24 protein-coding genes are annotated in these 24,248 nt (G+C 74.3%); 9 read left to right on the plus strand and 15 right to left on the minus strand.

Going from position 1 to position 24,248, the window contains the following annotated elements; translation table 11 throughout:
• Positions 1–28: 28 nt before the first annotated feature.
• Positions 29–481 (minus strand): SgcJ/EcaC family oxidoreductase, encoded by a 453-nt coding sequence (locus ACFVHB_RS02245; RefSeq protein WP_380314340.1) that lies wholly within the window; start codon positions 479–481, stop codon positions 29–31.
• Between the two features lie 91 nt (positions 482–572).
• On the opposite strand from ACFVHB_RS02245, the gene ACFVHB_RS02250 reads away from it, so the two are divergent.
• Complete coding sequence (locus ACFVHB_RS02250; protein ID WP_380314341.1) at positions 573–1,028, plus strand: MarR family winged helix-turn-helix transcriptional regulator; 456 nt, start codon at positions 573–575, stop codon at positions 1,026–1,028.
• 7 nt (positions 1,029–1,035) lie between these two features.
• Here ACFVHB_RS02250 and ACFVHB_RS02255 read toward each other — a convergent pair whose 3' ends face one another.
• From ACFVHB_RS02255 to ACFVHB_RS02270, 4 genes are all read right to left on the minus strand, one after another.
• A complete protein-coding gene (locus tag ACFVHB_RS02255; RefSeq protein WP_380314342.1) occupies positions 1,036–2,010 on the minus strand; it encodes an ABC transporter substrate-binding protein in 975 nt (324 codons plus the stop codon).
• 143 nt (positions 2,011–2,153) lie between these two features.
• Positions 2,154–3,011, minus strand: a complete 858-nt coding sequence (locus ACFVHB_RS02260; protein ID WP_380314343.1) for an ABC transporter ATP-binding protein — start codon at positions 3,009–3,011, stop codon at positions 2,154–2,156.
• Between the two features lie 58 nt (positions 3,012–3,069).
• The gene (locus ACFVHB_RS02265; protein ID WP_380314344.1) at positions 3,070–4,119 is read right to left on the minus strand and encodes a FecCD family ABC transporter permease; all 1,050 of its coding nucleotides are present in this window, start codon (positions 4,117–4,119) and stop codon (positions 3,070–3,072) included.
• Positions 4,116–5,168, minus strand: a complete 1,053-nt coding sequence (locus ACFVHB_RS02270; RefSeq protein ID WP_380314345.1) for a FecCD family ABC transporter permease — start codon at positions 5,166–5,168, stop codon at positions 4,116–4,118. The genes ACFVHB_RS02265 and ACFVHB_RS02270 overlap by 4 nt, the downstream gene beginning before the upstream one ends.
• A 157-nt stretch (positions 5,169–5,325) precedes the next feature.
• Between ACFVHB_RS02270 and ACFVHB_RS02275 the strand changes: the two genes are divergently transcribed.
• Positions 5,326–5,979 (plus strand): HAD family hydrolase, encoded by a 654-nt coding sequence (locus ACFVHB_RS02275; RefSeq protein ID WP_380314346.1) that lies wholly within the window; start codon positions 5,326–5,328, stop codon positions 5,977–5,979.
• Between the two features lie 15 nt (positions 5,980–5,994).
• On the opposite strand, the gene ACFVHB_RS02280 is transcribed toward ACFVHB_RS02275, so the two are convergent.
• Positions 5,995–6,225 (minus strand): hypothetical protein, encoded by a 231-nt coding sequence (locus tag ACFVHB_RS02280; protein WP_380314347.1) that lies wholly within the window; start codon positions 6,223–6,225, stop codon positions 5,995–5,997.
• Positions 6,226–6,702: 477 nt separating this feature from the next.
• On the opposite strand from ACFVHB_RS02280, the gene ACFVHB_RS02285 reads away from it, so the two are divergent.
• Positions 6,703–7,086, plus strand: coding sequence for a cold-shock protein (locus ACFVHB_RS02285; protein WP_380314348.1), 384 nt, complete (start codon positions 6,703–6,705; stop codon positions 7,084–7,086).
• Positions 7,087–7,121: 35 nt separating this feature from the next.
• Here ACFVHB_RS02285 and ACFVHB_RS02290 read toward each other — a convergent pair whose 3' ends face one another.
• The 4 genes from ACFVHB_RS02290 to ACFVHB_RS02305 form a co-directional block, all read right to left on the minus strand.
• The gene (locus tag ACFVHB_RS02290) at positions 7,122–7,967 is read right to left on the minus strand and encodes a 1,4-dihydroxy-6-naphthoate synthase (protein WP_380314349.1); all 846 of its coding nucleotides are present in this window, start codon (positions 7,965–7,967) and stop codon (positions 7,122–7,124) included.
• Positions 7,960–8,718, minus strand: a complete 759-nt coding sequence (locus tag ACFVHB_RS02295; RefSeq protein ID WP_380314350.1) for a futalosine hydrolase — start codon at positions 8,716–8,718, stop codon at positions 7,960–7,962. Before ACFVHB_RS02295 ends, ACFVHB_RS02290 begins: the two co-directional genes overlap by 8 nt.
• Positions 8,719–8,728: 10 nt before the next feature.
• Positions 8,729–9,262 (minus strand): hypothetical protein, encoded by a 534-nt coding sequence (locus ACFVHB_RS02300; protein WP_380314351.1) that lies wholly within the window; start codon positions 9,260–9,262, stop codon positions 8,729–8,731.
• Between the two features lie 97 nt (positions 9,263–9,359).
• Positions 9,360–10,742 (minus strand): MFS transporter, encoded by a 1,383-nt coding sequence (locus ACFVHB_RS02305; RefSeq protein ID WP_380314506.1) that lies wholly within the window; start codon positions 10,740–10,742, stop codon positions 9,360–9,362.
• A 589-nt stretch (positions 10,743–11,331) separates the two neighbouring features.
• Here ACFVHB_RS02305 and ACFVHB_RS02310 point away from each other — a divergent pair.
• On the plus strand, positions 11,332–12,213 hold the full coding sequence (locus ACFVHB_RS02310; RefSeq protein WP_380314352.1) for a DUF3027 domain-containing protein: 882 nt from the start codon (positions 11,332–11,334) through the stop codon (positions 12,211–12,213).
• 81 nt (positions 12,214–12,294) lie between these two features.
• Here the strand turns inward: ACFVHB_RS02310 and ACFVHB_RS02315 are convergent, their stop codons facing one another.
• Complete coding sequence (locus ACFVHB_RS02315; RefSeq protein WP_380314353.1) at positions 12,295–12,672, minus strand: hypothetical protein; 378 nt, start codon at positions 12,670–12,672, stop codon at positions 12,295–12,297.
• A 134-nt stretch (positions 12,673–12,806) separates the two neighbouring features.
• Here ACFVHB_RS02315 and ACFVHB_RS02320 point away from each other — a divergent pair, with 134 nt between their 5' ends.
• Entirely contained in the window at positions 12,807–16,112 is a 3,306-nt protein-coding gene (locus tag ACFVHB_RS02320) for a sacsin N-terminal ATP-binding-like domain-containing protein (RefSeq protein ID WP_380314354.1), read from the plus strand.
• 73 nt (positions 16,113–16,185) lie between these two features.
• Here the strand turns inward: ACFVHB_RS02320 and ACFVHB_RS02325 are convergent, their stop codons facing one another.
• The 3 genes from ACFVHB_RS02325 to ACFVHB_RS02335 all read right to left on the minus strand — a co-directional run bounded on the left by ACFVHB_RS02325 (position 16,186) and on the right by ACFVHB_RS02335 (position 19,456).
• Entirely contained in the window at positions 16,186–16,503 is a 318-nt protein-coding gene (locus tag ACFVHB_RS02325) for a hypothetical protein (protein WP_380314355.1), read from the minus strand.
• A 69-nt stretch (positions 16,504–16,572) separates the two neighbouring features.
• Positions 16,573–19,089, minus strand: coding sequence for a cation-translocating P-type ATPase (locus ACFVHB_RS02330; RefSeq protein ID WP_380314356.1), 2,517 nt, complete (start codon positions 19,087–19,089; stop codon positions 16,573–16,575).
• Positions 19,090–19,141: 52 nt separating this feature from the next.
• Complete coding sequence (locus tag ACFVHB_RS02335; RefSeq protein ID WP_380314357.1) at positions 19,142–19,456, minus strand: DUF2530 domain-containing protein; 315 nt, start codon at positions 19,454–19,456, stop codon at positions 19,142–19,144.
• Between the two features lie 247 nt (positions 19,457–19,703).
• Here ACFVHB_RS02335 and ACFVHB_RS02340 point away from each other — a divergent pair, with 247 nt between their 5' ends.
• From ACFVHB_RS02340 to ACFVHB_RS02350, 3 genes are all read left to right on the plus strand, one after another.
• Positions 19,704–21,164: an NCS2 family permease gene (locus ACFVHB_RS02340; protein WP_380314358.1), complete on the plus strand. Its 1,461-nt coding sequence runs from the start codon at positions 19,704–19,706 to the stop codon at positions 21,162–21,164.
• 139 nt (positions 21,165–21,303) lie between these two features.
• On the plus strand, positions 21,304–21,501 hold the full coding sequence (locus ACFVHB_RS02345; protein WP_380314359.1) for a type II toxin-antitoxin system VapB family antitoxin: 198 nt from the start codon (positions 21,304–21,306) through the stop codon (positions 21,499–21,501).
• A gap of 186 nt (positions 21,502–21,687) precedes the next feature.
• The gene (locus tag ACFVHB_RS02350) at positions 21,688–22,221 is read left to right on the plus strand and encodes an NUDIX hydrolase (protein WP_380314360.1); all 534 of its coding nucleotides are present in this window, start codon (positions 21,688–21,690) and stop codon (positions 22,219–22,221) included.
• Here the strand turns inward: ACFVHB_RS02350 and ACFVHB_RS02355 are convergent, their stop codons facing one another.
• The gene (locus ACFVHB_RS02355; RefSeq protein ID WP_380314361.1) at positions 22,222–23,538 is read right to left on the minus strand and encodes a hypothetical protein; all 1,317 of its coding nucleotides are present in this window, start codon (positions 23,536–23,538) and stop codon (positions 22,222–22,224) included. It abuts the gene before it with no gap.
• Positions 23,539–23,715: 177 nt separating this feature from the next.
• Between ACFVHB_RS02355 and ACFVHB_RS02360 the strand changes: the two genes are divergently transcribed.
• On the plus strand, positions 23,716–24,207 hold the full coding sequence (locus ACFVHB_RS02360) for an ATP-binding protein (RefSeq protein WP_380314362.1): 492 nt from the start codon (positions 23,716–23,718) through the stop codon (positions 24,205–24,207).
• The last annotated feature ends 41 nt before the right edge of the window (positions 24,208–24,248 follow it).

The raw sequence follows: 24,248 nt of genomic DNA on the forward strand, positions 1-24,248 counted from the left end.
CTCTGCGGGCCCGGAGCGCGCCGGCGGATCAGGCCGGCCGGGTCATGGGCCGGAACCGGAAGGAGAGCGCCTCCATCAGCGGTTTGCGCTGCGTCTTCTGGACGGCGGCGATCCGCCAGGAGCCGTCCGCCTCCCGGACCACCGTGTAGGTGGCGAGCTTGCCGAGCCGCTTCGGGCGGGCGCCGCGCTTGGCGACGTCGCCGCGGGTGACGGCGATCGCGGCGTCCGGGCCGAGGGGGCGCAGCTCGGTGATCTCGACCGTCAGCGCGGTGCCCTTGAGGAAGCTGTCGAACAGCGCCTGGTGGGCGCGGCCGATCTCGTCGCCGCCCCGGTAGACCGTGCCGACGTAGGTGACGTCGGTGGCGTCCTCGGTGAAGCACGCGCCGTAGGCGGTGCCGTCGCCGTTCGCCCAGGCGGCGCTGCTGCGGTCCAGCAGGGCGCGGATGGCGGCGGCGTCCGTGGAGTCGATGGTGGCAGGCATGGCGGGTCCCCTCCCGTGGTAACTTCTCCGAAGAAGTTACTGCATCGAAGATTTCTCTTCCTTGAGGAAGAGATTAGGGGAGGGGGAGCCCGTGTCAACGTCCATGCCGTCCGATGCGAGTGCGGTCTACCGCCGGTACCTGAGCGCCGTGATGCTCCACGGCCACGCGAGCGCCAAGGCGTGCGCGCTCGGCGCCACCGACCTGTACGCGCTGAACATCATGGAGCTGGCCGGGCCGCTGACCCCCGGCGAGCTGGCCGCCCGCACCGGCCTGACCACCGGCCCGACCACCCGCCTGATCGACCGGCTGGAGCAGGCGGGCTACGTCCGCCGCGCACCCGATCCCGGCGACCGGCGCAAGGTCATCGTCGAACCGGTCGACGGGCCCGCCGACCTCGACCGCGTGCTCGCTCCGGCCCGGCGGCGGGTCGGCGAGATCCTCGCCGGCTACGCGCCGGAGCAGCTCGACGTCCTCTTCGACTACTTCGCGCGGGCCGCCGACGCCTACCGCGAGTCCGCCGAGGAGCTGCGCACCGAGGAGGACTGACGCCGGCTCAGGCGCCCAGGAGGCGCTGCAGCTCCGCCAGCAGGTAGTTGGCGCAGGTGTAGCCGGCGCCCTGGAACCAGAGCTGGTCGTCCACCTCGAAGGCGCGGTGGGCCCGGACCGCGCCGAGCGCCTGCCAGCCGGGGCCGGCCAGCGCCGCCGTGGCGCCGGCCCGCCCGGGGTCGCCGTAGGTGGCGTGGACGATCAGGTCGCCGTCGGCCCTGGCGAGCTGGTCCAGGGGGATCTCGACGTCGGACTGGTCGGTGTTCTGGGCGTCCGGGCGGCCCAGCTGGACGTCGGCCAGCACCGTCCCCGGGAAGTTCTGCCTCCCGTACAGGCGGATCCCGCCGCCCTCGACGAAGCGGACCAGGCTGACCTTCCGGCCCGAGGCCTTGGCGCCGGAGAGCGCCTGGACCACCTGCGAGACGTGCCGCTGGTACGAGGAGACGAACGCCGCCGCCGCGTCCTGGCGGCTGAGCGCCTGGGCGTGCAGCTGGAAGTTCGCCTTCCAGGCGGCCCCGTTGCCCTGGGTGAGCACGGTCGGCGCGATCTCGCGCAGCTGGTCGTACCGCGCGCCGTCACGGGCCTGGTTGGAGAGGATGAGGTCCGGCCGCAGCGCCCGCAGGGTGGCCAGGTCCGGGGCGCCGATCGCGCCGACCCGGGTGATCCCGCTCAGCCGGGAGGCCGGCCAGTAGTCGGGGAAGCCGGAGTCCAGGGGGGCCAGGGCGGCCCCGACGGGGGTGATGCCGAGGGTGAGCGCCGAGTCGAACTCGGCGGTGTCCAGGGTGACGACGCGCATCGGCGCGCCCGGTACCAGGACCGGCCCCACGGCGGTGTTCACGGTGACCGGGGGGACCGGCGGCGGGCTGGGCGGCACCGCGGCGGCGGCCGTGTCGACGGGTGGGGTGGCGTGCCGCACGGTGCATCCGGCGAGGGCGGTGGCGCCGAGCCCCGCGAGCAGGGTGCGGCGGGTGAGCGGGGGCATCGGCGGTCCTCGGGCACGGGCGGACGAACGGACGAACGAACGGACGGACAGACGGAAACGACGAACGGACGGAAACGAACGGGCGGGACGAAGGGCAGGAGCGGGCAGGGCTCCAGGCGCGTCGATTATGTCCGAATTGCCTGCTAGGCGTCCGTCTTCACCGCCCACGGCGCGCCCGGCACGACCAGCGGGGTGCCCGTCACCGGGTCCGGCACGACCACCGAGTCCAGCCCGAACACCTCCCGCACCAGCTCCGCCGTCACCACCTCGCGCGGCCCGCCCTGCGCGACGATCCGGCCGTCCCGCATCGCCACCAGGTGGTCCGCGTACCGGGCGGCCTGGTTGAGGTCGTGCAGCACGGCGACCACCGTCCGCCCGCGTTCGACGTTGAGCCGCCGGACCAGGTCGAGCACCTCCACCTGGTGCGCGAGGTCCAGGAAGGTCGTCGGCTCGTCCAGCAGCAGGACGTCCGTGCCCTGGGCGAGCGCCATCGCGATCCACGCCCGCTGCCGCTGCCCGCCGGAGAGCTCGTCCACGCTGCGCTCGGCCAGCTCCGTGGTGGAGGTGCGCTCCAGCGCCTCGGCCACCGCCCGCTCGTCCTCCGCCGACCACTGCCGCCACCAGCTCTGGTGCGGCTGCCGGCCGCGCGAGACCAGGTCGGCCACCGAGATGCCCTCGGGCGCGGTCGGGGACTGCGGCAGCAGCCCGATCCGCTGGGCGATCCGCTTGGTCGGGACGCGGGCCAGCTCGGCGCCGTCCAGCAGCACCGCGCCCCGGACCGGCTTCAGCAGCCGGCCGAGCGCGCGCAGCAGCGTCGACTTGCCGCAGGCGTTCGGGCCGACGATCACCGTCACCCGGCCGTCCGGCACGACGAGGTCCAGCCCCTCGACGACCGTCCGCGCCTCGTAGGCGAGCGTCAGGCCCCGGGCCTCCAAACGGTGGCCGGGGGCGGGGGTGAGGCCGGGAGCGGGGGTGAGGCCGGGGGCGGGGTCGGCGGTCATCGGCGGCCTCCAGCGGCGGTCGTGGGCGGTTCTCCAGCGGTCATCGGGCGGTGTTCCATCAGGACGACGCCCCCCGGCGGGATCGGATCAGCAGCCACATCAGGTACGGCGCGCCGACCAGGCCGGTCACCACGCCGACCGGAAGCTCGGTGGGCGCGAGCAGCCGCCGGGCCAGCAGGTCGGCCAGGACGACGACCAGCGCGCCGGTCAGGGCCGAGCACAACAGCGGGATCTGCGCCGAGCGGGCCAGCCGCAGCGCGATCTGCGGGGCCATCAGCGCGACGAAGTCCACCGGGCCGGCCGCGCCCGCCGCGCAGGAGGCGAGCACGACGCCGAGCAGCGCCATGCCGAGCCGGATCCGGTCCAGCCGCAGGCCGAGGCCGACGGCGGTGGCGTCGTCGAAGGAGATCGAGCGCTGCGCCCGCGCGGCCCACAGCGCCACCGGCACGGCGGCCAGCAGGACCCGGGCGAGCCACCCGGCCTGGTCGTAACCGGAGCCGTTGAGGCTGCCGGTCATCCAGACCTTCGCCGCCTGCGCCTGGAAGCCGTCGCCCTTGGTGAGGAAGACGGAGGTGAGCGAGGAGAGGGCGACGGAGATCCCGATGCCGATCAGGACGAAGCGCTGGGCGTGCAGGCCGCGCCGCCAGGCCAGCAGGTACACCAGCAGGCCGGCCACCAGGCCGCCGGCCACCGCCGCGTACGGCACCTGCCCGGCGGCGCCGACCACGCCGTACGCCAGCAGGCCGACCACGGTCGCGGTGGCGCCCCAGGAGACGCCGACCACGTCGGGGCTGGCCAGCGGATTGCGGGCGACGGTCTGGATCAGCGCGCCGGCCAGCCCGAGCGCGGTGCCGACCAGCAGGCCGACCACCACCCGGGGCAGCCGGAACTCGCCGACCACCAGCTCGTGCGGGCTCGGCCGGCCGAGCACCACCTTCACCACCTCGGCGGGGGAGACGGTGGACTCGCCCAGGCAGAGCGAGGCGACGACGGTGGCGGCGAGCAGCACCAGCAGGCCGAGCGCGGCGCCCGCCGAGCGCCGGTGCAGCAGGAAGGAGGCGCGCCCGGCGCGCAGCACGGTGTAGCCCCGCAGGGCGACGGCGGTCACGCCGCGACCACCCTCCGGCGCCGGACCAGGGCGACCAGCACCGGCACCCCGACCAGCGCGGTCATCACCCCGGCGGGCACCTCGGACGGCGGGAAGAGCACCCGGCCGAGCGCGTCGGCGAACAGCAGCAGCGCCGGCCCGAGCACGGCGGAGAGGGCGAGCACCCAGCGGTGGTCCGCGCCGGCCACCGCGCGGGCGGCGTGCGGGACGGCGAGGCCGACGAAGGCGACGGGACCGGCGGCGGCGACCGCCGAGCCGGTCAGCACGGTGGCGCCGAGCGCCCCGACCGCCCGGACGGCGCCGGTCCTCGCGCCGAGCCCCTTGGCGGTGTCGTCGCCGAGCGCCAGCGCGTCCAGCCCGCGCGCCACCGCGCCCACCAGCACCGCCCCGACCAGCAGGAACGGCAGCAGCTGCCAGGCGACGTCGGCGGTGCGGCCGGAGAGCGAGCCGACGTGCCAGAACCGGAACCGGTCCATCGCGGCGGCGTCCGTGGTGAGCACCAGGGTGTTGAGCGAGGCGATGAACGCGGACATCGCCGAACCGGCCAGCGCCAGTTTGACCGGGGTGGCGCCGCCCCGGCCGCGCCCGGCCAGGCCGTACACCAGCACCGCGGCGAGCGCGGCCCCGGCGAAGCCGAACCAGACGTAACCGGTGAGGGTGGAGACGCCGAAGGCGGAGATCGCCAGCACCACGCCGGCCGCCGCGCCCTGGCTGACGCCCAGGATGCCCGGGTCGGCGATCGGGTTGCGGGTGATGCCCTGCATCACGGCGCCGGCCAGGCCGAGCGCGGCGCCGACCGCCAGGCCGACCACCGTCCGGGGCACCCGCAGCTCGCGGACGACCACGGCGTCGGGGGTGTCCCCGCCGTGCAGCAGCGCGCCGACGGTGTCGCCGAGGGGGATGGTGCGGCTGCCGACCGCGAGGCTCAGCAGCACCGCGGCGGCCAGCAGGACGAGGGCGGCGGCGAGCCACCGGACGCGACGGCGCAGCAGTCGCCGTTGGCCGGGCGCGGTGACCGGCCTCGCGGCCGGCGCGGTGGTGTCGGTCATGGCTCTCTCTCGCAGTTAGCTGAGGCAAACCTAAATACCGTGGAGAAGCCGGGGCAAATCGCCTGCGCACTCCCGTTCCCTTGCGGGCCCGTCCCCGCTCACCCCCCGGTCCCGGCGCACCCCCGGCCCGGTGCACCCCGTTGGATAGCCTGACGGCATGTCTTCCACCCCGGTAGTCCCGCTCACCGTCGGTTTCGACCTCGACATGACCCTGCTGGACACCCGGCCCGGCATCCGGGCCACCTACGTGGCGCTCTCCGCCGAGACCGGCACGCACATCGACGCCGACCTGGTGGTCACCCGGCTCGGTCCGCCGCTGCTGGAGGAGCTGGCCAACTGGTTCCCGGCCGAGCGGTTGCCGGCCGTGGTCACGCGCTACCGCGAGCTCTACCGGGAGCACGCCTTCGCCCCCACCGTGCCGCTGCCGGGCGCGCACGCCGCGGTCGAGGCGGTCCGCGCGCACGGCGGCCGGGTCGCGGTGATCACCGGCAAGTACGAGCCGAACGCCCGGCTGCACCTGGAGCACGCCGGGCTGCGCGCGGACGCCCTGGCCGGCGACCTCTGGGCGGAGACCAAGGGCGAGGCGCTGCGCGAGCAGGGGGCGGGCGTCTACGTCGGCGACCACCTCGGCGACATCGTGGGCGCCAGGCACGCGGGCGCCGTCGCGGTGGGCGTGGCCACCGGGCCGTACGGCGCGGACGAGCTGCTGGCGGCGGGCGCGGACGTCGTGCTGGCCGACCTCACCGGCTTCCCGGCCTGGCTGGCCGGCTACGTCGGGAGCCGCGCGGACCGCGTGTCGGACGCGTCCTAGGACCGGACCGGCGGCTCAGGCCCGGACCCGGCGGCGCTGGGCGCGGGCGGAGAGCAGCAGGCCGGTCAGCGCGAGCAGGAAGCCCAGCGGCATCAGCATGCTGAGCCAGTACGCGGCCGTCGGCAGCGGCGTCAGGTGCAGGAACAGCGGGACGAAGGTGACGAGGGTGGCGAGCGCGCCGAGCCCGAAGACGATCGCCCCGGCCTTGACGTAGCTGTCGCCGCGGTCGGCGCTCTGGCTGCTCACTGGGCTTGCTCCTCCACGGGCCGGGGCGGCCCGGCGGGCCTGTTCGGGTCGGTCTGCCGTCCCAGTCTGGCAGAGCGCCCTGGGCGCGGCGGCGCCGGACCGGGGGGCGGCGGACCGGTCACGTTGCGCAGTTTCCCGGGAGCTGGGAGTTTTGATCCCTGCTGGGCGGGGGTATGCAGGCTGTGCCAAGGGGCGCGACAGGTGCGCCCCGTCTCCTCGGACCGGGGGTGTGAGCCAGTGGAAAGCGCCGAGTTGCGCCCCGGCCATGCCAGTACCGGATCGGCCGTGGCCGCGAGAGCCCCGTACGGATCCCTCGCGGAACGCGGATGAGGCAGTGACGGACCGTTAGTCTGCTCCCTACAGCGTGCTGACCATGAGCGCCCGCACGGGCGCCGAGCCGAGGTCGGCCCGCCCTTCCACCCAGTGATCCCCGGCCAGGGCCGGGATCCCTCACACCCACATCGAGGACTGTTCGAGATGCCCACCGGCCAGGTCAAGTGGTTCAACGAGACGAAGGGCTTCGGCTTCCTGTCGCGCGACGACGGCGGCGACGTCTTCGTCCACACCAAGGCGCTGCCCGCCGGTGTCACCGCGCTGAAGCCGGGCCAGCGGGTCGAGTTCGGCGTGGTCGCGGGCCACCGCGGCGACCAGGCGATGGCCGTGCAGCTGCTGGACGCGCTGCCGTCGGTGGCGGCCGCCCAGCGGAAGAGCCCGGACGACATGGCGGCGCTCGTCCAGGACCTCATCACGATGATGGACTCGGTGCTGCCCGGCCTCCAGCACGGCCGCTACCCGGCCAAGCCGGCCGGCCAGAAGCTGGCCGGGCTGCTGCGTGCGGTGGCGGACCAGTTCGACGTCTGACCGCCCGGTCCGGCGGGTGACCGGGCAGCCCGGTCTCAGACGTCCAGCGCACCCGGGCCGAGCGGGGGCACCAGCCCCTCGGCGGCGGCCCGGGTGAGCAGCGCCCGGACGGCGCCGTAGCCCTCCTCGCCGAGGTCCGCGGTGAACTCGTTGACGTAGAGGCCGATGTGCTGGTCGGCGACGGCCGGATCCATCTCCTGGGCGTGCGCGAGCACGTAGTCGCGGCTGGCCGACGGGTCGGCCCAGGCCTGCCGGACGGAGGCGCGGATCGCCCCGGAGATCGCGCGCAGCCGCTCGGCGCCGAGCGAGCGCTTGGCGATGATCGCGCCGAGCGGGATCGGCAGGCCGGTCTCCCGCTCCCACGCCTCGCCCATGTCGGCGAGCCGGTGCAGGCCGTACTCCCGGTAGGTGAAGCGGGCCTCGTGGATCACCAGGCCGGCGTCCACCCGGCCGTCCCGCACGGCGGGCATGATCTCGTGGAACGGCAGGACGACGATCTCGCCGAACCCGCCGGGCACCGCCTCGGCCGCCCAGAGCCGGAACAGCAGGTAGGCGGTGGACCGCTCGGAGGGGACGGCGACGGTCCGGCCGGTCAGGTCGCCGCCGCTCTCCGGGCGGGTCAGCACCAGCGGGCCGCAGCCGCGCCCGAGCGCGCCGCCGCAGGGCAGCAGGGCGTACTCGTCCAGGACCCAGGGCAGGGCGGCGTAGCTGACCTTCAGGACGTCCAGCTCGCCGCGCTCGGCCAGGCCGTTGGTGACGTCGATGTCCGCGAAGGTGACCTCGGGGGCGTCCGCGCCGGGCACCAGGCCGTGCGTCCAGGCGTGGAAGACGAAGGTGTCGTTCGGGCACGGCGAGTGGGCGATGGTGAGCTGTTCAGCCACGGCGGGCCTCCTTCAGGAACTCCGGACGGGGCAGCGCGGCGAAGGCCCGCTCCAGGGCGGCCAGCGCCTCGCCGATCCGCCAGGCGGCCCGGTCGCGCGGGCCCACCGGGTTCGAGACGGTGCGCAGCTCGAAGGCCGGCACGCCGTGCCGGGCGGCGGCCTCGGCCACGCCGAAGCCCTCCATCGCCTCGGCCACCGCGTCCGGGTGGCGGGCGGTCAGGGCGGCGGCGCGCTCCGCGCTGCCGGTCACCGTGGAGACGGTCAGCACGGTGCCGGTGACGGCGCCCAGGGCGTCCGCGGCGAGCGCCACGGCGGCCGGGGCGGGGGTGTGGCGGACGGTCCCGAAGCCCAGCTCGGTGACGTCGGCGAACCCGTCCGGGGTCTGCGCGCCGAGGTCGGCGGCCACGATCGCCGCGGCGAGGACGGTCGCGCCGACCGGCGCCAGCGGGGCGAAGCCGCCCCCGATGCCGGCCGAGACCACCACGTCGTACCGGTGGGCGGCGAGCGCGGTGGCGGTGGCGGCCGCGGCGGCGGCCGGTCCGACCCCGCCCGCCAGCACGTCCGCGGTGACGCCCGAGGGGTGGGTGACGCGGTGCAGCTCACCGCCGGGCAGCGGCAGGCGGTCGACGGCACCGGGCGCCGGCCCGGCGAGGCCGCGCAGCACCGCCTCCGCCTCGGCGGCCACCGCGACGACGACGAGCAGCCGGCCCCGCCCGGGGGCCGACTGCTCGTCGGAGAGGCGCTCGGTCACCGCCGGGCCGTCAGGAGCCCTGGGTGTTCAGCTGGAAGTACCAGACGGCGTAGATGCCGTCGGGCTGCTTCGGGTCCGACTCGACCACGGTGACCAGGGTCTTGCCGGAGGCGTTGATCGCCTTGGTGGCCGGCACCGAGCCGGAGTAGGTGACGTCCTTGGCCGCGGTGGCCAGGGTGAACCGGCCGCCGGAGGCCTGGCCGCCGCCGTTGGTGTTGGCCCACCAGCCGCGGTCCGCCACGTCGGGGGTCACGCCGAGGCCGATGCGGTCGCTGGCCACCACGTCGGACTTCGGGAGCTTGCCCTCGTCCAGGGCCTTGCTCGCCTTGTCCTGGCACTGCTCCTGCTGCTCGTCGGTGAGCGGCTTGCCGTCGTTGAAGCAGAACGGGCTCTCCTCCATGGAGGAGTTCCCGACGGTGAGGGTCACGCGGTGGTCGCTCGGCGCTTCCTGGCCCGAGGCGTAGGCGATGGACCCGCCGACCGTGCCGGCGCCGATCACGACGACGGCGCCGAGGGCGGCGATGACACGGGTGCTGAGGCTCATGCGTCAGAGGCTACCGGGCTTTGCCGATCACGCTACGCGGGGGTGGGCAACCGCGTGTTGTGGTCCGCGGACGACGGGTCCGCGGGGTCCGGGCGCGCTACGCCACGCGGGGCGCGGCCGAGTGGCGGCGCAGCCCCACCCGGAACAGCGAACGCAGCGTCCAGAGGAACACCAGGCCGACCACCGCGGCCGCCAGCGAGAGACCGAGGACGCCGTTCAGCGGCAGCACGATGCCGACCGCGCCGCCCGCCACCCAGGACAGCTGGAGCAGGGTCTCCGACCGGGCGAAGGCGGACGTCCGCACCGCCTCCGGGACGTCCCGCTGGATCAGCGCGTCCAGCGCCAGCTTGCCCAGCGAGGCCGCCACCCCCGCCGCCGCGGCGACCACGATCACCGTCACCACGCCGTACCAGAGCGCGGCGGCGGCCGTCGCGCAGGTGGCCAGCAGCAGCATCGCGGTGACCGTCGTCTCCGGGCCCCGGGTGCGCAGCCAGGAGCCGAGGACCGAGCCCAGCGCGTTGCCCGTGCCGGCGGCCAGCGCCACCAGGCCCAGCGCCAGGGTCGGCTTCAGCCCGCCGATCGGCTCCTCGCGCAGCAGGAACGCCAGGAACATCACCAGGAAGCCGACCAGCCAGCGCAGCGCGGACATCGCCCGCAGCGCCAGGATCACCGAGGGGCCGACGGTGCGCAGCGAGGCCTTGGGCGGCTTCGGGGCGGCGGCGTCCCGGGCGGCCCCGGCGGGGGCCGCGCCCGCACCGGCCGCGGCGTCGCCGTGCACCTCCGCGTGCAGCACGGCGCGCTGCTCGCCCTTGGCCGAGTCCACCTTGTGCGGCAGGTGGAAGGCCATCAGCGTGCCGATCACGAAGACCAGGAAGGCGCCGCGCAGCGGCCAGCCCGGCCCGATCAGGTGCAGCAGTCCGCCGACCCCGGCCGCCACCATGGTGGCCAGCAGACCGGCCAGGGTGACCCGGGAGTTCGCCTTCACGAGTGAGAGCCGGCTGGGCAGCAGCCGGGGCACCACGACGCTGCGCACCACCCCGTACGCCTTGGACGCCACCAGGACGCCCAGCGCCTCCGGGTAGAGCGCCAGCCCGCCGCCGGCCACGGTGCCGGCCATCGTCCACGCCAGCACCGCGCGGGCCAGCATCGACATCGCCATCGCGGCCCGGCGGCCGTGCGGCAGCCGGTCCAGCAGCGGGCCGATCACCGGCGCGAGCACCGCGAACGGCGCCATGGTGATCAGCAGGTAGAGCGCCACCCGGCCGCGGGCCTCGCCGGTGGGGACGGAGAAGAAGATGGTGGACGCCAGCGCGACGGTGATCAGCATGTCGCCGAAGGAGTTCAGCGCGTGCAGCTCGATCAGTTTGGCGAGGCCCGACTCGCCGGCGCCCTCGGCGGAGGTGGCCTTGCGGATCCGGCGGCCGGTGCCGTGCACGACCTTCCCGGTGCGGGAGCCGGCCGCGGAGGCGGTGCGGACCAGGAAGTGCCGCCGGGGCTGCTCGGCGAGCTCCTCGGCGGCGAGCTCCTCCTCGGTGATGTCCGCGGGATCCGTGATGCCCGGGGGATCCGCGGGGTCGGCGGGCCCGGCGGATCCGGTGAGGTCCGGGGGCGTCGTGGAGGTGCCCACCGGCTGCGGTTCGCCCGCAGCGTGGACCGGAGGCTGCTGTCGCGGCACGGCGTTCGCCTCGTCGGGGCTGCCGTCGGCCTGCGAGGCGCGCAGTGCGTGCTGCGACGGGTTTTCGTCCGCCACAAGCCCATCCTGCCCCAGAATCGTGACGGCGACGCGGGATTCCGGTCCGCTCGGCGCGGCCGTCGCGGCGCCGCGCGGGGTGCCCGGCGGCACCGAGCGCCGCCCCGGACTGTGCCGGGTGGCCGACCGGCGGGTAGCCTGCCCAGGGTCCGCCCGACGGCCGGCCGGGAGCCGGCCGGACCGGACGAGCGGCGCGGCCGGTATCCGAGGCGGCCCGTGGTCGCGCAGAATGGACGAGGGAAACCGTGCCGCGACCGGACAGGCGACACGCCGTGGGCAACAGAAGAACTGGGAGAGAATCGACGCCGTGAGTGCTGCGATGCGAAGCCGTACACCCGATCGGCTCTGTGCCGAGGCCGTCGAACTCGCCCGGCAGGCAGCGGACGAGGCCGTCGGAGCAGCGACCGTCGGTGCGCACCTCGGCGTCCAGGCGGACGCCGACCGCGTCGTCACCCACACCTTCGAGTGCCTGGACGCCGCCTACCGGGGCTGGCACTGGGCCGTCACCGTCGCCCGCGCCCCGCGCGCCAAGAACGTCACCCTGGACGAGGTCGTGCTGCTGCCCGGCCCCGACGCCATCCTCGCCCCGCAGTGGGTGCCGTGGAGCGAGCGGCTGCGCCCCGGCGACATGGGCCCCGGCGACCTGCTGCCCACCGACGCCGACGACCTGCGCCTGGAGCCGGGCTGGACCGGCGAGGACGAGCCGGCGCCGAACTCCGTGGTGGCGATGGCCGCCGAGGAGGACGTGGTGGTCACCGACCCGCACATCCAGCCCGCCCCGGCCCGCGCCCAGATCAGCGCCGTCGCCGAGGAGCTCGGCATGGGACGCAGCCGGGTGCTCTCCCGGCTCGGCCTGCACCTCGCCGCCGACCGCTGGGAGAAGGCGCACGGCCCGCAGACCCCGATGGCGCAGGCGGCCCCCGCCGCGTGCGCGAGCTGCGGCTTCCTGATCCCGATCGGCGGCTCGCTCGGCCAGGCCTTCGGCGTCTGCGGCAACGAGTTCGGCCCGGCCGACGGCCAGATCGTCTCCTTCGCGTACGGCTGCGGCGGCCACTCCGAGGCGGCCGTCATCCCGGCCCCGCCGGCGCCGTCCGAGCTGATCCTCGACGAGCTGGTGGTCGAGCCGCTGCAGCTCCACCCGGACCGCACCTCCGGCTCGGTCGAGCCGGACGCCCCGGCCGAGGAACTCGGCCACTCCTGAGCGGACCGCCGGTGGCCCGCCCCACCGCACCGGTGGGGGCGGGCCATCGGCGTGTCCGGGGCCCGCGAAGGGCCAACCGGCTCAGCGGCGGCCGAACGGGCCGCGCTTCGGCGGGACGGGGTCCACCGGCGCGGCCGCCGGCCGGGGCGCGGGCGCCTCCCCCTCGGTGTGCACCAGCTCGCCGACCGTGACCCGGAAGTGCCGGACCCAGCCGGAGCGGCGGAGCTCGACCAGGAAGCCGCCGTCGGGCAGCCGGAAGACCCGCCGGGCCGGCGTCCCGGCCGGCTCCGGGCCCTCGCGCGGGACGTACGTCCGGGCCGCCTCCTCCGCCAGCGCGACCGCCTGGTCCCGGCCCAGCGGGGCCTCCCGGGGCTCGGTCAGCTGCCAGCGGTAGTACACGGCGTCGCCGTAGTCCCGCCGGTCCCGCTCGATCAGGACGTACCACGAGCCGTCGGACATCGCGGTGATCCCCCTCACCCGCCGGAACAGGGGCCTCAGCATAGCCAGCGGCGGGCCCCGGTCCGCCGGGGGTGCCCGTACGGGGGAGAATGCCCCCCGTACGAAGTACAGGGCGGCGGAAGGCGGCAGGTCCAGTGGAACCTCGGATCATCGGCAGCGGCACGGACGAGCACCTCGCGGACCCTTTCGGCAGCGCCGGACTGCGCCGCCGGGTGCTGGCCGCCTGGGCCGCCTCCCCGGCCCGGTTCCGGGAGGACGCCAACGCCGAGGAGGAGCTCGCCCTCGGCGGCTACCGCGACCGGCTGGTCGTCGAGTTGGCGCAGAACGCGGCCGACGCGGCGGCCCGCGCCGGCGGCGGGCCCGGCCGGCTGCGGCTCACCCTGGCGGACGGCGTGCTGGCCGCCGCCAACACCGGCGCGCCGCTGGACGCCGCCGCCGTCGAGTCGCTCTCCACCCTGCGCGCCTCCTCGAAGCGGTCGGACGAGCTGCCCACCGTCGGCCGGTTCGGCGTCGGCTTCGCCGCCGTCCTCGCCGTCACCGACGAGCCCGCCGTGCTGGGCGCCGCCGGGGGCGTGCGCTGGTCGCTCGGCGAGGCCCGCGCGCTGGCCGAGGCCCAGCCCGCGCTGGCCGAGGAGCTGCGCCGCCGGGACGGCCACGTACCGCTGCTGCGACTGCCGTTCGCCGCCGAGGGCCCGGCGCCCGAGGGCTACGACACGGTCGTCGTCCTGCCGCTGCGCGACGCCGCCGCCGAGGACCTCACCCGCCGCCTGCTGGCCGGCATCGACGACGCGATGCTGCTCACCCTGCCCGGGCTCGCCGAGCTCGTGGTGGAGACCCCGGAGGGCGTCCGCACGCTCACCCGGTCCGCCGCCGAGCCGCGCCCGGACGGTGTCACCGAGGTCACCGTCACCGACGACGCCGGCGGCCGGCTGCGGCAGACCGTCTGGCAGACCGCCGGCGCCTCCGGCGGCCTGGACGCCGGGCTGCTCGCGGACCGCCCGACCGAGGAGCGCGCCCGCCCGTACTGGACGGTGACCTGGGCCGTCCCGGTCGGCGCCGACGGCAGCCCGCAGGCGCCCGGGATCGCCCCGGTGCTGCACGCGCCCACGCCCAGCGACGAGCCGCTCGGCCTGCCCGCGCTGCTGATCGCCTCCTACCCGCTGGACTCCACCCGCCGGCACGTCGCCCCCGGCCCGCTCACCGACTTCCTCACCGAGCGCGCCGCCGAGGCCTACGCCGACCTGCTGCGCGCCCGCGGCGGCGACCTCGGCTCGCTCGGCCTGGTGCCCGGCCCGCTCGGCGAGGGCGCGCTGGACAACGCGCTGCGCGCCGCGATCCTCTCCCGGCTGCCCGGCACGCCGTTCCTGCCCCACCCCGGCCCGGTCGAGCAGGGCACGCCCGCGCTGCGGCCGCGGGACGCCACGCTGCTGGAGGGCGCGGACGGCTCCGTGGTCGAGGCGCTGGCGCCGATCTTCCCCGGGCTGCTGCCGGCCGGCCTGGAGCGCCGGACCGAACTGCGGGTGCTGAACGTGCGCCGGGTGCCGCTGGCCGAGGTGGTCGACCAGCTCGGCGGCCTGGACCGCGAGCCCGCCTGGTGGCGCAACCTGTACGCGGCGCTCGGCGCGGCCGACCCGGAGGCGCTCGGCGCGCTGCCGGTGCCGCTGGCCGACGGGCGGACGGTCACCGGACCGCGCCGCGTCCTGCTGCCCTCCGACGACGCCGACTGGGCGGCCTTCCCCGGCTACCCCGAGTCGCTGGCCGGCGCGCTGGCCCTGCTGGACCTGCGCCTGGCCCACCCGGAGGCGGCGCACCCGCTGCTGGCCAAGCTCGGCGCCGGCACCGCCACCCCGGCCGGCGTGCTGGACACGCCCGAGGTGCGGGCCGCCGTCGCCCGCTCCTACGAGCTGGCCGAGGACGACCTGGAGGCCGCCGTCGACCTCGCCGACTCGGTGCTCTCCCTCGTGAAGGCGGCCGCCCCGGCGGTCGGCGAGCACCCGTGGCTGGCCCGGCTGGCGCTGCTGGACGACGAGGGCGAGCCGGCCCGCGCGGGCGAGCTGATCCTGCCCGACAGCCCGCTGGCCGCGCTCGCCCGGGAGGACGACGCCGGCTGGGTGGACGACGAGCTGCTGGAGCGCTGGGGCCCGGACGTCCTGGCCGCCGCGGGGGTGCTGGCGGACTTCGTGCTGGTCCGCGCCGAGGACGTGGTGCTCGACCCGGACGACCTGGAGCGGCTCGACCCGACCGCCCCCGCCGACCGCGCGGCCGGCGGCCAGCCGACCGGCCTGCTGGACGAGGCGCCGGACGGTCTGGCCGAGTGGGCCGAGGACGTCCTGGAGGTGCTGCACGCCGACGACGAGGACGCGGTGGGCGTGCCGCCGGTCGCCGCCGAGCTGCTGGCCGTCCGCGACCTCGACCTGGTGGACGACGACGCCTGGCCGGAGGCGCTGGCCGCACTGGCCCGCCCGCCGTACCGGGACGCCGTGGTCAACCCCGTCCGCACCCTGCTGCCCGACGGCTCGTACGCCGACCTGCCGCCGTACACCGCCTGGTGGCTGCGCGACCACCCGGTGCTGGACGGCCGGGAGCCGGCCGGGCTGCGCGCGGCCGGCGCCGACCCGCTGCTGCGCGGCCTCTACGACGAGGCCCGGACCACGCTGGACGAGCAGTTCCTGCACGCGCTGGGCGTGCGCACCACGCTGGCCGCGCTGCTGGCCGAGCCGCACGGCCCGGAGGAGCTGCTGGACCGGCTCACCGACCCGGAGTCGGAGGTCGGACACCGCCAACTGCACGGCATCCACACGGCGTTGGCCCGGGTCGAGGCCGGGCGGGTCGAGCCGCTGGACGTCGTCCGGGCGCTGCCGCCGCTCGACCCGGAGACCGGCCGCCGGCCCGCTCACACCGTCCTGGTGGACGCCACCGAGGCGGTCGTCGCGGACGCCCCCGACCTGGTGCAACTCCTGCACCCCTACCCGCTGTTGCCGGTCGCCCCGGCGCTGGCCGCCGACCTCGCCGAGCGGCTGCACGTCTCGCTGGCCAGCGAGGTGGCCGGCGGCCGGGTGCTCTCCGAGGGCGTGCTGCACCGGGTGCCCGCCGTGGTCCGGGAGTTGCTGCCCGGCTGTCCGGTGGCCTACGAGGAGCACGAGGAGCTGCTGGTGGTCGGCCCGGACGGCAACGAGGCCGCCGTGGACTGGCGTTGGGACACCGCCGCGGACACCCCGGAGGCGCCCTACGACCCGGAGGCGGCCGAAGCGGCGGACGAGGACGACGAGTTCGAGCTGCCGCCGGTGCCCGGGCTGCTGCACGCGGCGACCCCGGAGGGCCTGGCGGCCGGGCTGGCCTGGTCGGTCGGCCAGTGGCACCGCCGGTTCGAAGTGCTGGCCGCGCTCACCGAACCGGACCGCGCCTACGAGCTCTCCGCCGCCCGGGACTTCGAGGGCTAGCGGGTCGGGTCGCCGGTCGCGGTCGTGGTCCGCGGGTCGTGGGTTGTGGGTTCACGGGTCGTGGGTCAGCGGGTCAGCGGGTCCGCCCTCCGGGGTGGACCCGCCCGCCCCGCCGGAGCCACCGGTAGAGGCCGACCGTGGTGGCCAGCCAGACCGCCGCGACCAGCAGCTTCGCCGCCCTGGGCGCCCACGGCCCCGACGGGACGGTCACCGCGGTGCCCGTCATCACCCAGCCCGCGCCCAGCATCGCCAGCACGGTCAGTCCGGCCGCCAGCAGACCGCCCAGGAAGGCGGTGAACGCCTCCACCTGCCCGGTCTCGCGCTCCACCTGTCCGGTCTCGCGCTCCGGCTCCCCGGTCCCGCGCCGCGCTTCCCCGCCCCTGTCGGCCATGTCGGCACCCCCCGGAGGCATCATCCACGGCGGGCGGGCCGAACGGACGGACGCCACGGGCCCGGCGTGTCAGTCGGCCGTCCGGAGCCTCATGACGCGCCAGGTGATCTCCAGCACCACGCAGGAGATCAGCGCGATGGCGACGGCGATCCACGGGTCCCGGGTACCGGCCAGCGAGAGCTGGAAGAAGTCCGACAGCGGCGGCACCATCAGGACCAGCGCGAACGCGCCGCCCATGGTGGCGATCAGCAGCAGCCGCCACCAGTTGTACGGGCGGGCGACGATGGCGAGCACCCAGAGGGCGACCAGGAACAGCGTCAGGGTGGCCACGCTGGTGTCGGCCTTGAGGTCGGTGGCGTGGTTGGCGCGGGCCAGTGCGTAGGAGACGAAGGTCGCGGTGCCGGCGATGATGCCGCCGGGCACGGCGAACCGCAGGACGCGCCGCACGAAGCCGGTGCGGGCCCGTTCGTTGTTGGGCGCCAGCGCCAGGAAGAAGGCCGGCACGCCGATGGTGAGCGTGGAGAGCACCGTCGAGTGCCGGGGCAGGAACGGGTACGGCGAGTGGGTGAAGATCACCAGCAGCGCGAGCAGCACCGAGTAGACCGTCTTCACCAGGAAGAGCCCGGCGACCCGCTCGATGTTGCCGATCACCCGGCGGCCCTCGCCGACCACCGAGGGGAGGGTGGCGAAGGAGTCGTTCAGCAGCACGATCTGGGCGACCGCCTTGGTCGCGTCGCTTCCGGTGCCCATCGCCACGCCGATGTCGGCGTCCTTGAGCGCCAGCACGTCGTTGACGCCGTCGCCGGTCATCGCCACGGTGTGACCGCGGGACTGCAGCGCGCCGACCAGCTCGCGCTTCTGCTGCGGGGTGACCCGGCCGAACACCGTGGTCCGCTCGGCGGCGTCGGCGAACCCGGCCCGCTCGGCGGGCAGCGTCCGGGCGTCCAGCGGGTGTTCGGCCCCGGGCAGGCCGAGGTGGGCGGCGACGGCGCCGACCGAGACGGCCGCGTCACCGGAGATCACCTTCGCCTGGACCCGCTGCCCCTCGAAGTAGCGCAGGGTGTCGGCGGCGTCCTCGCGCAGCCGCTGCTGGAGCACCACCAGGGCGAGCGGCTGGAGGTCGGCGGCCGGGTCCGGGGCGTCCAGCGGGACGGGCGTGCGGCCGAGCAGCAGCACCCGCAGGCCCTTGGCGCCCAGCTCGTCCACCTCCGCGAGCGCGGGGTGCCCGGCCGGCAGCAGCACGTCCGGCGCGCCGAGCAGCCAGCTCGCCTCGCCGCCCTGCGGCTCCAGCAGCTGCACGCCGCTCCACTTGCGGGCGGAGGAGAACGGCATCGCCTCGATCACCCGCCAGCCGCCGCCGTTGCCGTTGCCGTCGTCCGTGCCGTAGGCGTCGATGACGGCCCGCATCGACGGGTTGGGCCGGGCGTCGGCACCCGCCATCACGCCGAGCGCCTGCTTGATGACGGCCGGGTCGGCCAGGACGCGCCGGGCGAGCGGGGCGTCCGGCCGCGGGTGGCCGTCGGCCTCGGGCACCTGCGGCAGGGTGCGCAGCTCCACCACGTCCATGCCGCCCTCGGTCAGGGTGCCCGTCTTGTCCAGGCAGACGGTGTCCACCCGGGCCAGCCCCTCGATCGCCGGCAGCTCCTGCACCAGGCACTGCTTGCGGCCGAGCCGGACCACACCGATCGCGAAGGCCACCGAGGTCAGCAGCACCAGCCCCTCGGGGACCATCGGCACGATGCCGGCCACCATCCGGCGGACCGCCTCCCGCCAGTCCCGCCCCTCCACCGCGAGCTGGCTGATCACCAGGCCGACGGCGGTGGGGATCAGCAGCCAGGTGATGAAGCGCAGGATGCTGTCGATGCCGCTGCGCAGCTCCGACCTGACCAGGGTGAACCGGCTGGCCTCCTCGGCGAGCTGCGCCGCGTACGCCTCGCGGCCCACCTTGGTGGCGGTGAACGCGCCCGCGCCGGCCACCACGAAGCTGCCGGACATCACCTGATCGCCGGGCTGCTTGAGGACGGCGTCGGGCTCGCCGGTGAGCAGCGACTCGTCGATCTCCAGCCCGTCCGCCTCGGTGACCTCGCCGTCGACGATCACCTTGTCGCCGATGCCGAGCAGCACGGTGTCGTCCAGCACGATCTGTCCGGTGGGGATCTGCTGGACGGTGCCGTCCCGGCGGACCTGCGGCCTGGCCTCGCCGATCAGCGCGAGGCTGTCCAGGGTCTTCTTGGCGCGCAGCTCCTGGACGATGCCGATCGCCGTGTTGGCGACGATGACCAGGCCGAACAGGCCGTCCTGGATCGGGCCGACGACCAGGATGATGCCGAACATCACGCCGATGATCGCGTTGAAGCGGGTGAAGACGTTGGCCCGGACGATCTCCCGGGCCGAGCGGCTGGACCGCACCGGGACGTCGTTGACGTCCCCGCGGGCGACCCGGTCGGCCACCTCGGCGGCGGTGAGGCCGCCACGCCGTCCGGGCAGCAGCCCGAGCGGGTGGGCACCGTCGTGGCGGGTGCTGCTCTCGCTGTCGCGGTCCCCGTCGCCGGGCGGCTCTTCCGCGGGCTGCGCAGGCTGCGTCATGGCACCGACTCTACGGGTGCCCCATGGCCGACGCGTGCTGCTGGAGGACGGTTCAGTCCGACCGGGTGGCCGGGTCCGCGCCGTTCCCCTCGGCGGCCCGCCGCGTGGTGCCGGACTCCGCCTCGGCGGCGCGGCTGCGGGCGATCGCGTCGCGGCGGGCGCGGCAGTACCAGAGGCCGATCAGACCCAGGCCGGCGCCGGAGAGGCAGATCCACGGCCAGCTGCCGTGACCGTGCTCGGAGAGCGTGCTCTGGAACGGGACCAGCACCAGGAAGGCGACGAACCACAGCACCGTGCCACCGCCGACGATGGCGACGTCGTTGGCCTCCAGCGGCGGGGGCGAGGGGTGCAGCGGGGTCTTCGGCATGCGCCCTAGCGTACGGCTCCGGGGCCGGGTGTCCGCTACTGTGCGGGATGCGTTCGCGCCGCTTCGGGTCCCGAAGGGTCTACGCGCGAAGATAGCGTGGGTGCGATCGGGGAACCCATACTGAGGTTTCCGGTTGGCCGTGCCATGCCCAGGACGCCTGTGTTCACGCCCGTCCCGCCGGGCCCGCCCGGCCACCGTCGCTCCGGGCGTCCCCCACCCTCCTCAGCCCCCACCAGAGGACGCACGCATGCCTGTGGCCCAGCCGACCATCGAGTCGCCCGAGTCCACTTCCGCCGCGCCGAAGCCCCCCGCCGGCGCGCTGGACCGCTTCTTCCGGATCACCGAGCGCGGCTCCACGCTGCCGCGCGAGATCCGCGGCGGCATCGCCACCTTCTTCACCATGGCCTACATCCTGGTGCTGAACCCGATCATCCTCGCGAGCGCCACCGACATGACCGGCGCCCACCTGGACAACGCCCAGCTGGTCACCGCCACCGCCCTCACCGCCGGTCTCACCACCCTGCTGATGGGCGTGATCGGCAACGTACCGATCGGCCTGGCCGCCGGCCTCGGCGTCAACACCATCGTCGCCCTCCAGCTCGCCCCCAAGATGACCTGGCCGGACGCCATGGGCATGGTGGTGCTGGCCGGCTTCGCGATCATGGTCCTGGTCGCCACCGGCCTGCGCGAGCGGGTCATGAACGCCGTCCCGCTCGGCCTGCGCAAGGCCATCGCGATCGGCATCGGCCTCTTCATCGCCCTGGTCGGCCTGGTCGACTCCGGCTTCGTCAGCCGCATCCCGGACGCCGCCCACACCACCGTCCCGCTCCAGCTCGGCGGCAACGGCCACCTGCTCGGCTGGCCGGTCCTGGTCTTCGTGCTCGGCCTGGTGCTCACCCTGGTCCTGATCGTCCGCAAGGTCCCCGGCGCGATCCTGGTCTCCATCGCGGCCATGACCGGCCTCGCCGTGGTGATCGACAAGCTCGCCGACATCCCCGCCCTCACCTGGGGCCTCACCGTCCCGTCCTGGCCCGGCAACCCGGTCGCCGCGCCCGACTTCGGCCTGGTCGGCAAGGTCAGCCTGTTCGGCGGCTTCGAGAAGGTCGGCGTGCTCACGGGCGTGCTCTTCGTCTTCACGGTGCTCATGTCGTGCTTCTTCGACGCGATGGGCACCATCCTCGGCGTCGCCGACGAGGCCCACCTGCTGGACGAGAAGGGCGACCTGCCCGGCATCAACCGGATCCTCATGGTCGACGGCATCGCCACCGCCGCCGGCGGCGCCACCTCCTGCTCCGCCAACACCTGCTACGTCGAGTCCACCGCCGGCGTCGGCGAGGGCGCCCGCACCGGCTTCGCCTCGATCGTCACCGGCCTGCTCTTCGTGGTGGCCCTCTTCCTCACCCCGCTGGCCACCATGGTCCCCGCCCAGGCCGCCACCCCGGCCCTGGTCGCGGTCGGCTTCCTGATCCTGGCCAACTCGGTCAAGGAGATCGACTGGGCCGACCACACCATCTCGATCCCGGCCTTCCTCACCATCGTGATGATGCCGTTCACCTACTCCATCACCAACGGCATCGGCTTCGGCTTCATCACCTTCTGCGTCCTCCGCCTCGCCGCCGGCCGGGGACGCGAGGTCCCCGCCGCCATGTACGCGGTGTCGGCGGTCTTCGCCTTCTACTACCTCATGCCCGCCCTCGGCCTGCTCTGAGCCCACCCCCCACCCCCCACCCCCCCGGCCGGGGACGGCCGGTGGCCCCGCGCTCCTCGGAGCGCGGGGCCGCTTTCGATATCGGGAATGCGCCTGGGTCGATATCGTCTTCGCGTTGTCAGTCGAGGGAGGAATGGCCATGGCTCGAATGTTGATTGACCTCGATGATGATCTTCTGGCCGAGGCGCAGCGCCTGTTCGGCACGACCACCAAGGTCGCCACGGTCAATGCGGCGCTGCTGGAGGCCGTGAAGCTGTCCAGGCGGACAGCGCTTGCCGATGCCATCGTCAACGGAGAGTTCGATCTTCTTGACCAGTCGGGCAAGCCGACGGCGTGACCCGAGAACGCTTCTTGATCGACAAGTGGGCTCTGGTGCTCTGGGGAAAGCCGGTCGTGGGGCCGTCGGCGTTCGGTTGCGCGGCAGGAAGGCCGGTATTCGTCAGTCTGACGCAAATTTGCCGGAGTGGGCGCTCTGGCCGCCGCTCTCTGAGATGCTGAAGGTCCGTCGAGAGGGGCCGTAGCCATGCAGTGGAAGATCCACGGGGAACGTCCGATCTACGAGAACCCATGGGTGAACCTGTGGCTGGCCGACATCGAGCAACCTGACGGCCGCCGCTGGGAACACCACGTGGTCAAACTGCGGCACCTCGCTGTGGCCGCCATCGTGAACAGCGAGAAACAGGTCCTCATGATGTGGCGGCATCGCTTCATCACCGACACCTGGGCCTGGGAGCTCCCGATGGGGCTGATCGAGCCGGACGAGACCCCCGCGGATGCGGCAGCCCGCGAGGCGCTGGAGGAGACGGGCTGGAAGGTCGACGAGGTCAAGCCCCTGATCTACGCTCAACCGGCGAACGGGATCACCGATTCCGAGCACTTCGTCTTCCGGGCCGAGGCTGTCGAGTACGTCGGTCCGCCGACCGAGCGCAACGAGTCCGACCGGATCGAGTGGATTCCGCTGGCGGAGCTACGCGGGATGATCGACCGGCGCGAGATCGTCAGCAGCGGCGCACTGGTGGGAGTGCTTTACCTGCTGCTCGATGAGGCCGGCCTCTGATCAGCCGGCCAAGTCAGAGATTCGGCTGGTCAGTTCGGCCGCAGCCGGAGTGTGGCGGTAGGGCCTGAGTAGCTGGCGGAACTCTCGAAGGTGCGCGATCACCCTGGGAGACTCCACGATGGCCGCAAGGTCGAGTGCCTGCGCGGCCGTGGTGCAGGCCAACTCGACTTTGCGGCCCTGTAGTTGTGTCCGCGCAAGCCAGAAGGTGTGGAACGCTCGGCCTCGCAGATTCGTCGTTGGCTCGGTTCGCAGAGCCTCGGCGATGAGAGGTTCGGCTGCGGTCGCGTCTCCGAGTTGGCCGAGTGCGATCCCGGTGTCCACGGTGAGCTTGGTGTGATCGAAGTACTGTACCCAGGCCGGATCGTCGTCCGACGTGGCAATACGTCCGAAGTGGCGCTGTGCCTCGTTGATCGCCTCGTAGGTGGCCTCGTGGTCGTGGGCGCTGGCATGGCCGAAGGCTTCGCGCATGTGGAGCATGGCCAGAAGTCTGGGTGTGCCGCCGTCGAGGCGCGCGCTGTCCTGCGCGGCCCGGGCGAGCGTGATGGCGTCCTCGGCTTTGTCCTGGTAGGTCGCCTGGAGGCTGAGGCAGGCGAGCACATTGGCGATGAACGGGCGGTCGTCGATCTCCCGCGCCAGCCGTAGTGACTCGGTGAAGTAGCCGCGAGCGGTGCTGTGTTGGCGGGCATCGAAGTACGTCCATCCGGTGAGACGTGCAAGTTCAGCCGCGATGCCGTGGAGGCTGCGCCGGAAGTTGGGGTCAGTGGTCTCCTGCAGTATGTCCTTGACGTACTTGAGCTGGCCGATCACGGCTGGGCGGAGGGCTTCCCCTCCGTGCTCGTCGTCGCGCCTCCAGTAGTCCTCGATGGACGCTTGGAGAGATCGCAGCACGGTGGGCGTGACCCTGGTGCCGGCTGCGATGGCGAGGATGTCGTCCAGATCGCTGCTCGCCCCCGTTGCCGCCGGCCACGCTTCTTGGACTGGCTTGGCCGCCGCCACGGTCGGCTGGCGCTGCGCGGGGAGCGCTGGCCGCTCCCAGCTTCGATCAGCGAGGCCGAGCATGTGTCCGGGAATCCGGAGGCCGTCCGCGATCCGCTCGATGACGTCCATGTTGGTGATCTTCGGCTTACCTCGCATGACTTCGCCAACCCTGCTGGGTGTCAGTTCGCAGGCTCGGGCGATGCGTGATGGATGGAATCCGCCTTTGCGCTTGGCGAGTTGGAAGATCCGGGCAAAGTCTCTGGCCGCGCAAGCGGAGATCATCTCCGGGTCTGCCAGCAGCCGGCTCGGCAGCCCTGGTGACGCTGTGGACTCACTCACGTCCGGCACCCCCGGGCCCGGGAAGATCATCACTGGGTGTCACTTGGGATAACTGAAGGCGAGTTTACCCACCGTGGGTACACGCCCTGGCCTTATTCCGACACTGGCCACCCGGCAATCCTGAGGTTCCCCGAGCGCTGCCGGGGGTTCGATGGAAGCGGAGGGTGGTCCGTACCGATGAGCCCGTTGGATGCGGCGTCCTTTCCAGTGCCGCAGGAGTGGGACGTTGAGCCGGATGCGACGGCTGTGGCCCTTGCGCGGCGCTTGATCCTCGACATTGCGCGCTTCTGGCGGGTGCCGCTGTCGGAGGCGGCGTTGCGCGATGTGGAGCTGTGCGCGAGTGAGGTCCTGGCGAACGCCGTGGAGCACACGAAGGCGCGGTGCCGGGTGACGGTGCGATGGACCGGTGAGCGGCTGCGGGTGGAGGTCGCGGACAGCAGCCGTCGCGAACCTGAGCCTGGGCGCCCTGAGGACATGGCGACGGGTGGCCGGGGGCTGCTCCTGGTCGAAGGGGTCGCGCACTCGTGGGGCTGGTACCCCAAGGGCGCGGGCAAGGTCGTGTGGTTCGAGGTTGCGGCCGACCAGGTGGTGACTGGTACCCGTCGCCTGGCTGTCCTCGTCAACGCCGCTCACGCCCGAGTCGCGGACCGCCTCTCCCGCTCGGCCTGAGTGTCACCTCAGTTTCCGCCCGCGCACGTTGTAGGCGCACC

This window comes from Kitasatospora sp. NPDC127111 (assembly GCF_042677465.1).
In the GTDB taxonomy this organism is placed as follows: Bacteria; Actinomycetota; Actinomycetes; order Streptomycetales; family Streptomycetaceae; genus Kitasatospora.

Excerpts from the sequence above, each read along its gene's own strand:
- ACFVHB_RS02245 (WP_380314340.1), bottom strand. The coding sequence starts at position 481 with ATGCCTGCCACCATCGACTCCACGGACGCCGCCGCCATCCGCGCCCTG.
- ACFVHB_RS02255 (WP_380314342.1), bottom strand. The coding sequence starts at position 2,010 with ATGCCCCCGCTCACCCGCCGCACCCTGCTCGCGGGGCTCGGCGCCACC.
- ACFVHB_RS02260 (WP_380314343.1), bottom strand. The coding sequence starts at position 3,011 with ATGACCGCCGACCCCGCCCCCGGCCTCACCCCCGCTCCCGGCCTCACC.
- ACFVHB_RS02270 (WP_380314345.1), bottom strand. The coding sequence starts at position 5,168 with ATGACCGACACCACCGCGCCGGCCGCGAGGCCGGTCACCGCGCCCGGC.
- ACFVHB_RS02275 (WP_380314346.1), top strand. The coding sequence starts at position 5,326 with ATGTCTTCCACCCCGGTAGTCCCGCTCACCGTCGGTTTCGACCTCGAC.
- ACFVHB_RS02285 (WP_380314348.1), top strand. The coding sequence starts at position 6,703 with ATGCCCACCGGCCAGGTCAAGTGGTTCAACGAGACGAAGGGCTTCGGC.
- ACFVHB_RS02300 (WP_380314351.1), bottom strand. The coding sequence starts at position 9,262 with ATGAGCCTCAGCACCCGTGTCATCGCCGCCCTCGGCGCCGTCGTCGTG.
- ACFVHB_RS02310 (WP_380314352.1), top strand. The coding sequence starts at position 11,332 with ATGCGAAGCCGTACACCCGATCGGCTCTGTGCCGAGGCCGTCGAACTC.
- ACFVHB_RS02315 (WP_380314353.1), bottom strand. The coding sequence starts at position 12,672 with ATGTCCGACGGCTCGTGGTACGTCCTGATCGAGCGGGACCGGCGGGAC.
- ACFVHB_RS02325 (WP_380314355.1), bottom strand. The coding sequence starts at position 16,503 with ATGGCCGACAGGGGCGGGGAAGCGCGGCGCGGGACCGGGGAGCCGGAG.
- ACFVHB_RS02330 (WP_380314356.1), bottom strand. The coding sequence starts at position 19,089 with ATGACGCAGCCTGCGCAGCCCGCGGAAGAGCCGCCCGGCGACGGGGAC.
- ACFVHB_RS02335 (WP_380314357.1), bottom strand. The coding sequence starts at position 19,456 with ATGCCGAAGACCCCGCTGCACCCCTCGCCCCCGCCGCTGGAGGCCAAC.
- ACFVHB_RS02340 (WP_380314358.1), top strand. The coding sequence starts at position 19,704 with ATGCCTGTGGCCCAGCCGACCATCGAGTCGCCCGAGTCCACTTCCGCC.
- ACFVHB_RS02345 (WP_380314359.1), top strand. The coding sequence starts at position 21,304 with ATGGCTCGAATGTTGATTGACCTCGATGATGATCTTCTGGCCGAGGCG.
- ACFVHB_RS02350 (WP_380314360.1), top strand. The coding sequence starts at position 21,688 with ATGCAGTGGAAGATCCACGGGGAACGTCCGATCTACGAGAACCCATGG.
- ACFVHB_RS02360 (WP_380314362.1), top strand. The coding sequence starts at position 23,716 with ATGAGCCCGTTGGATGCGGCGTCCTTTCCAGTGCCGCAGGAGTGGGAC.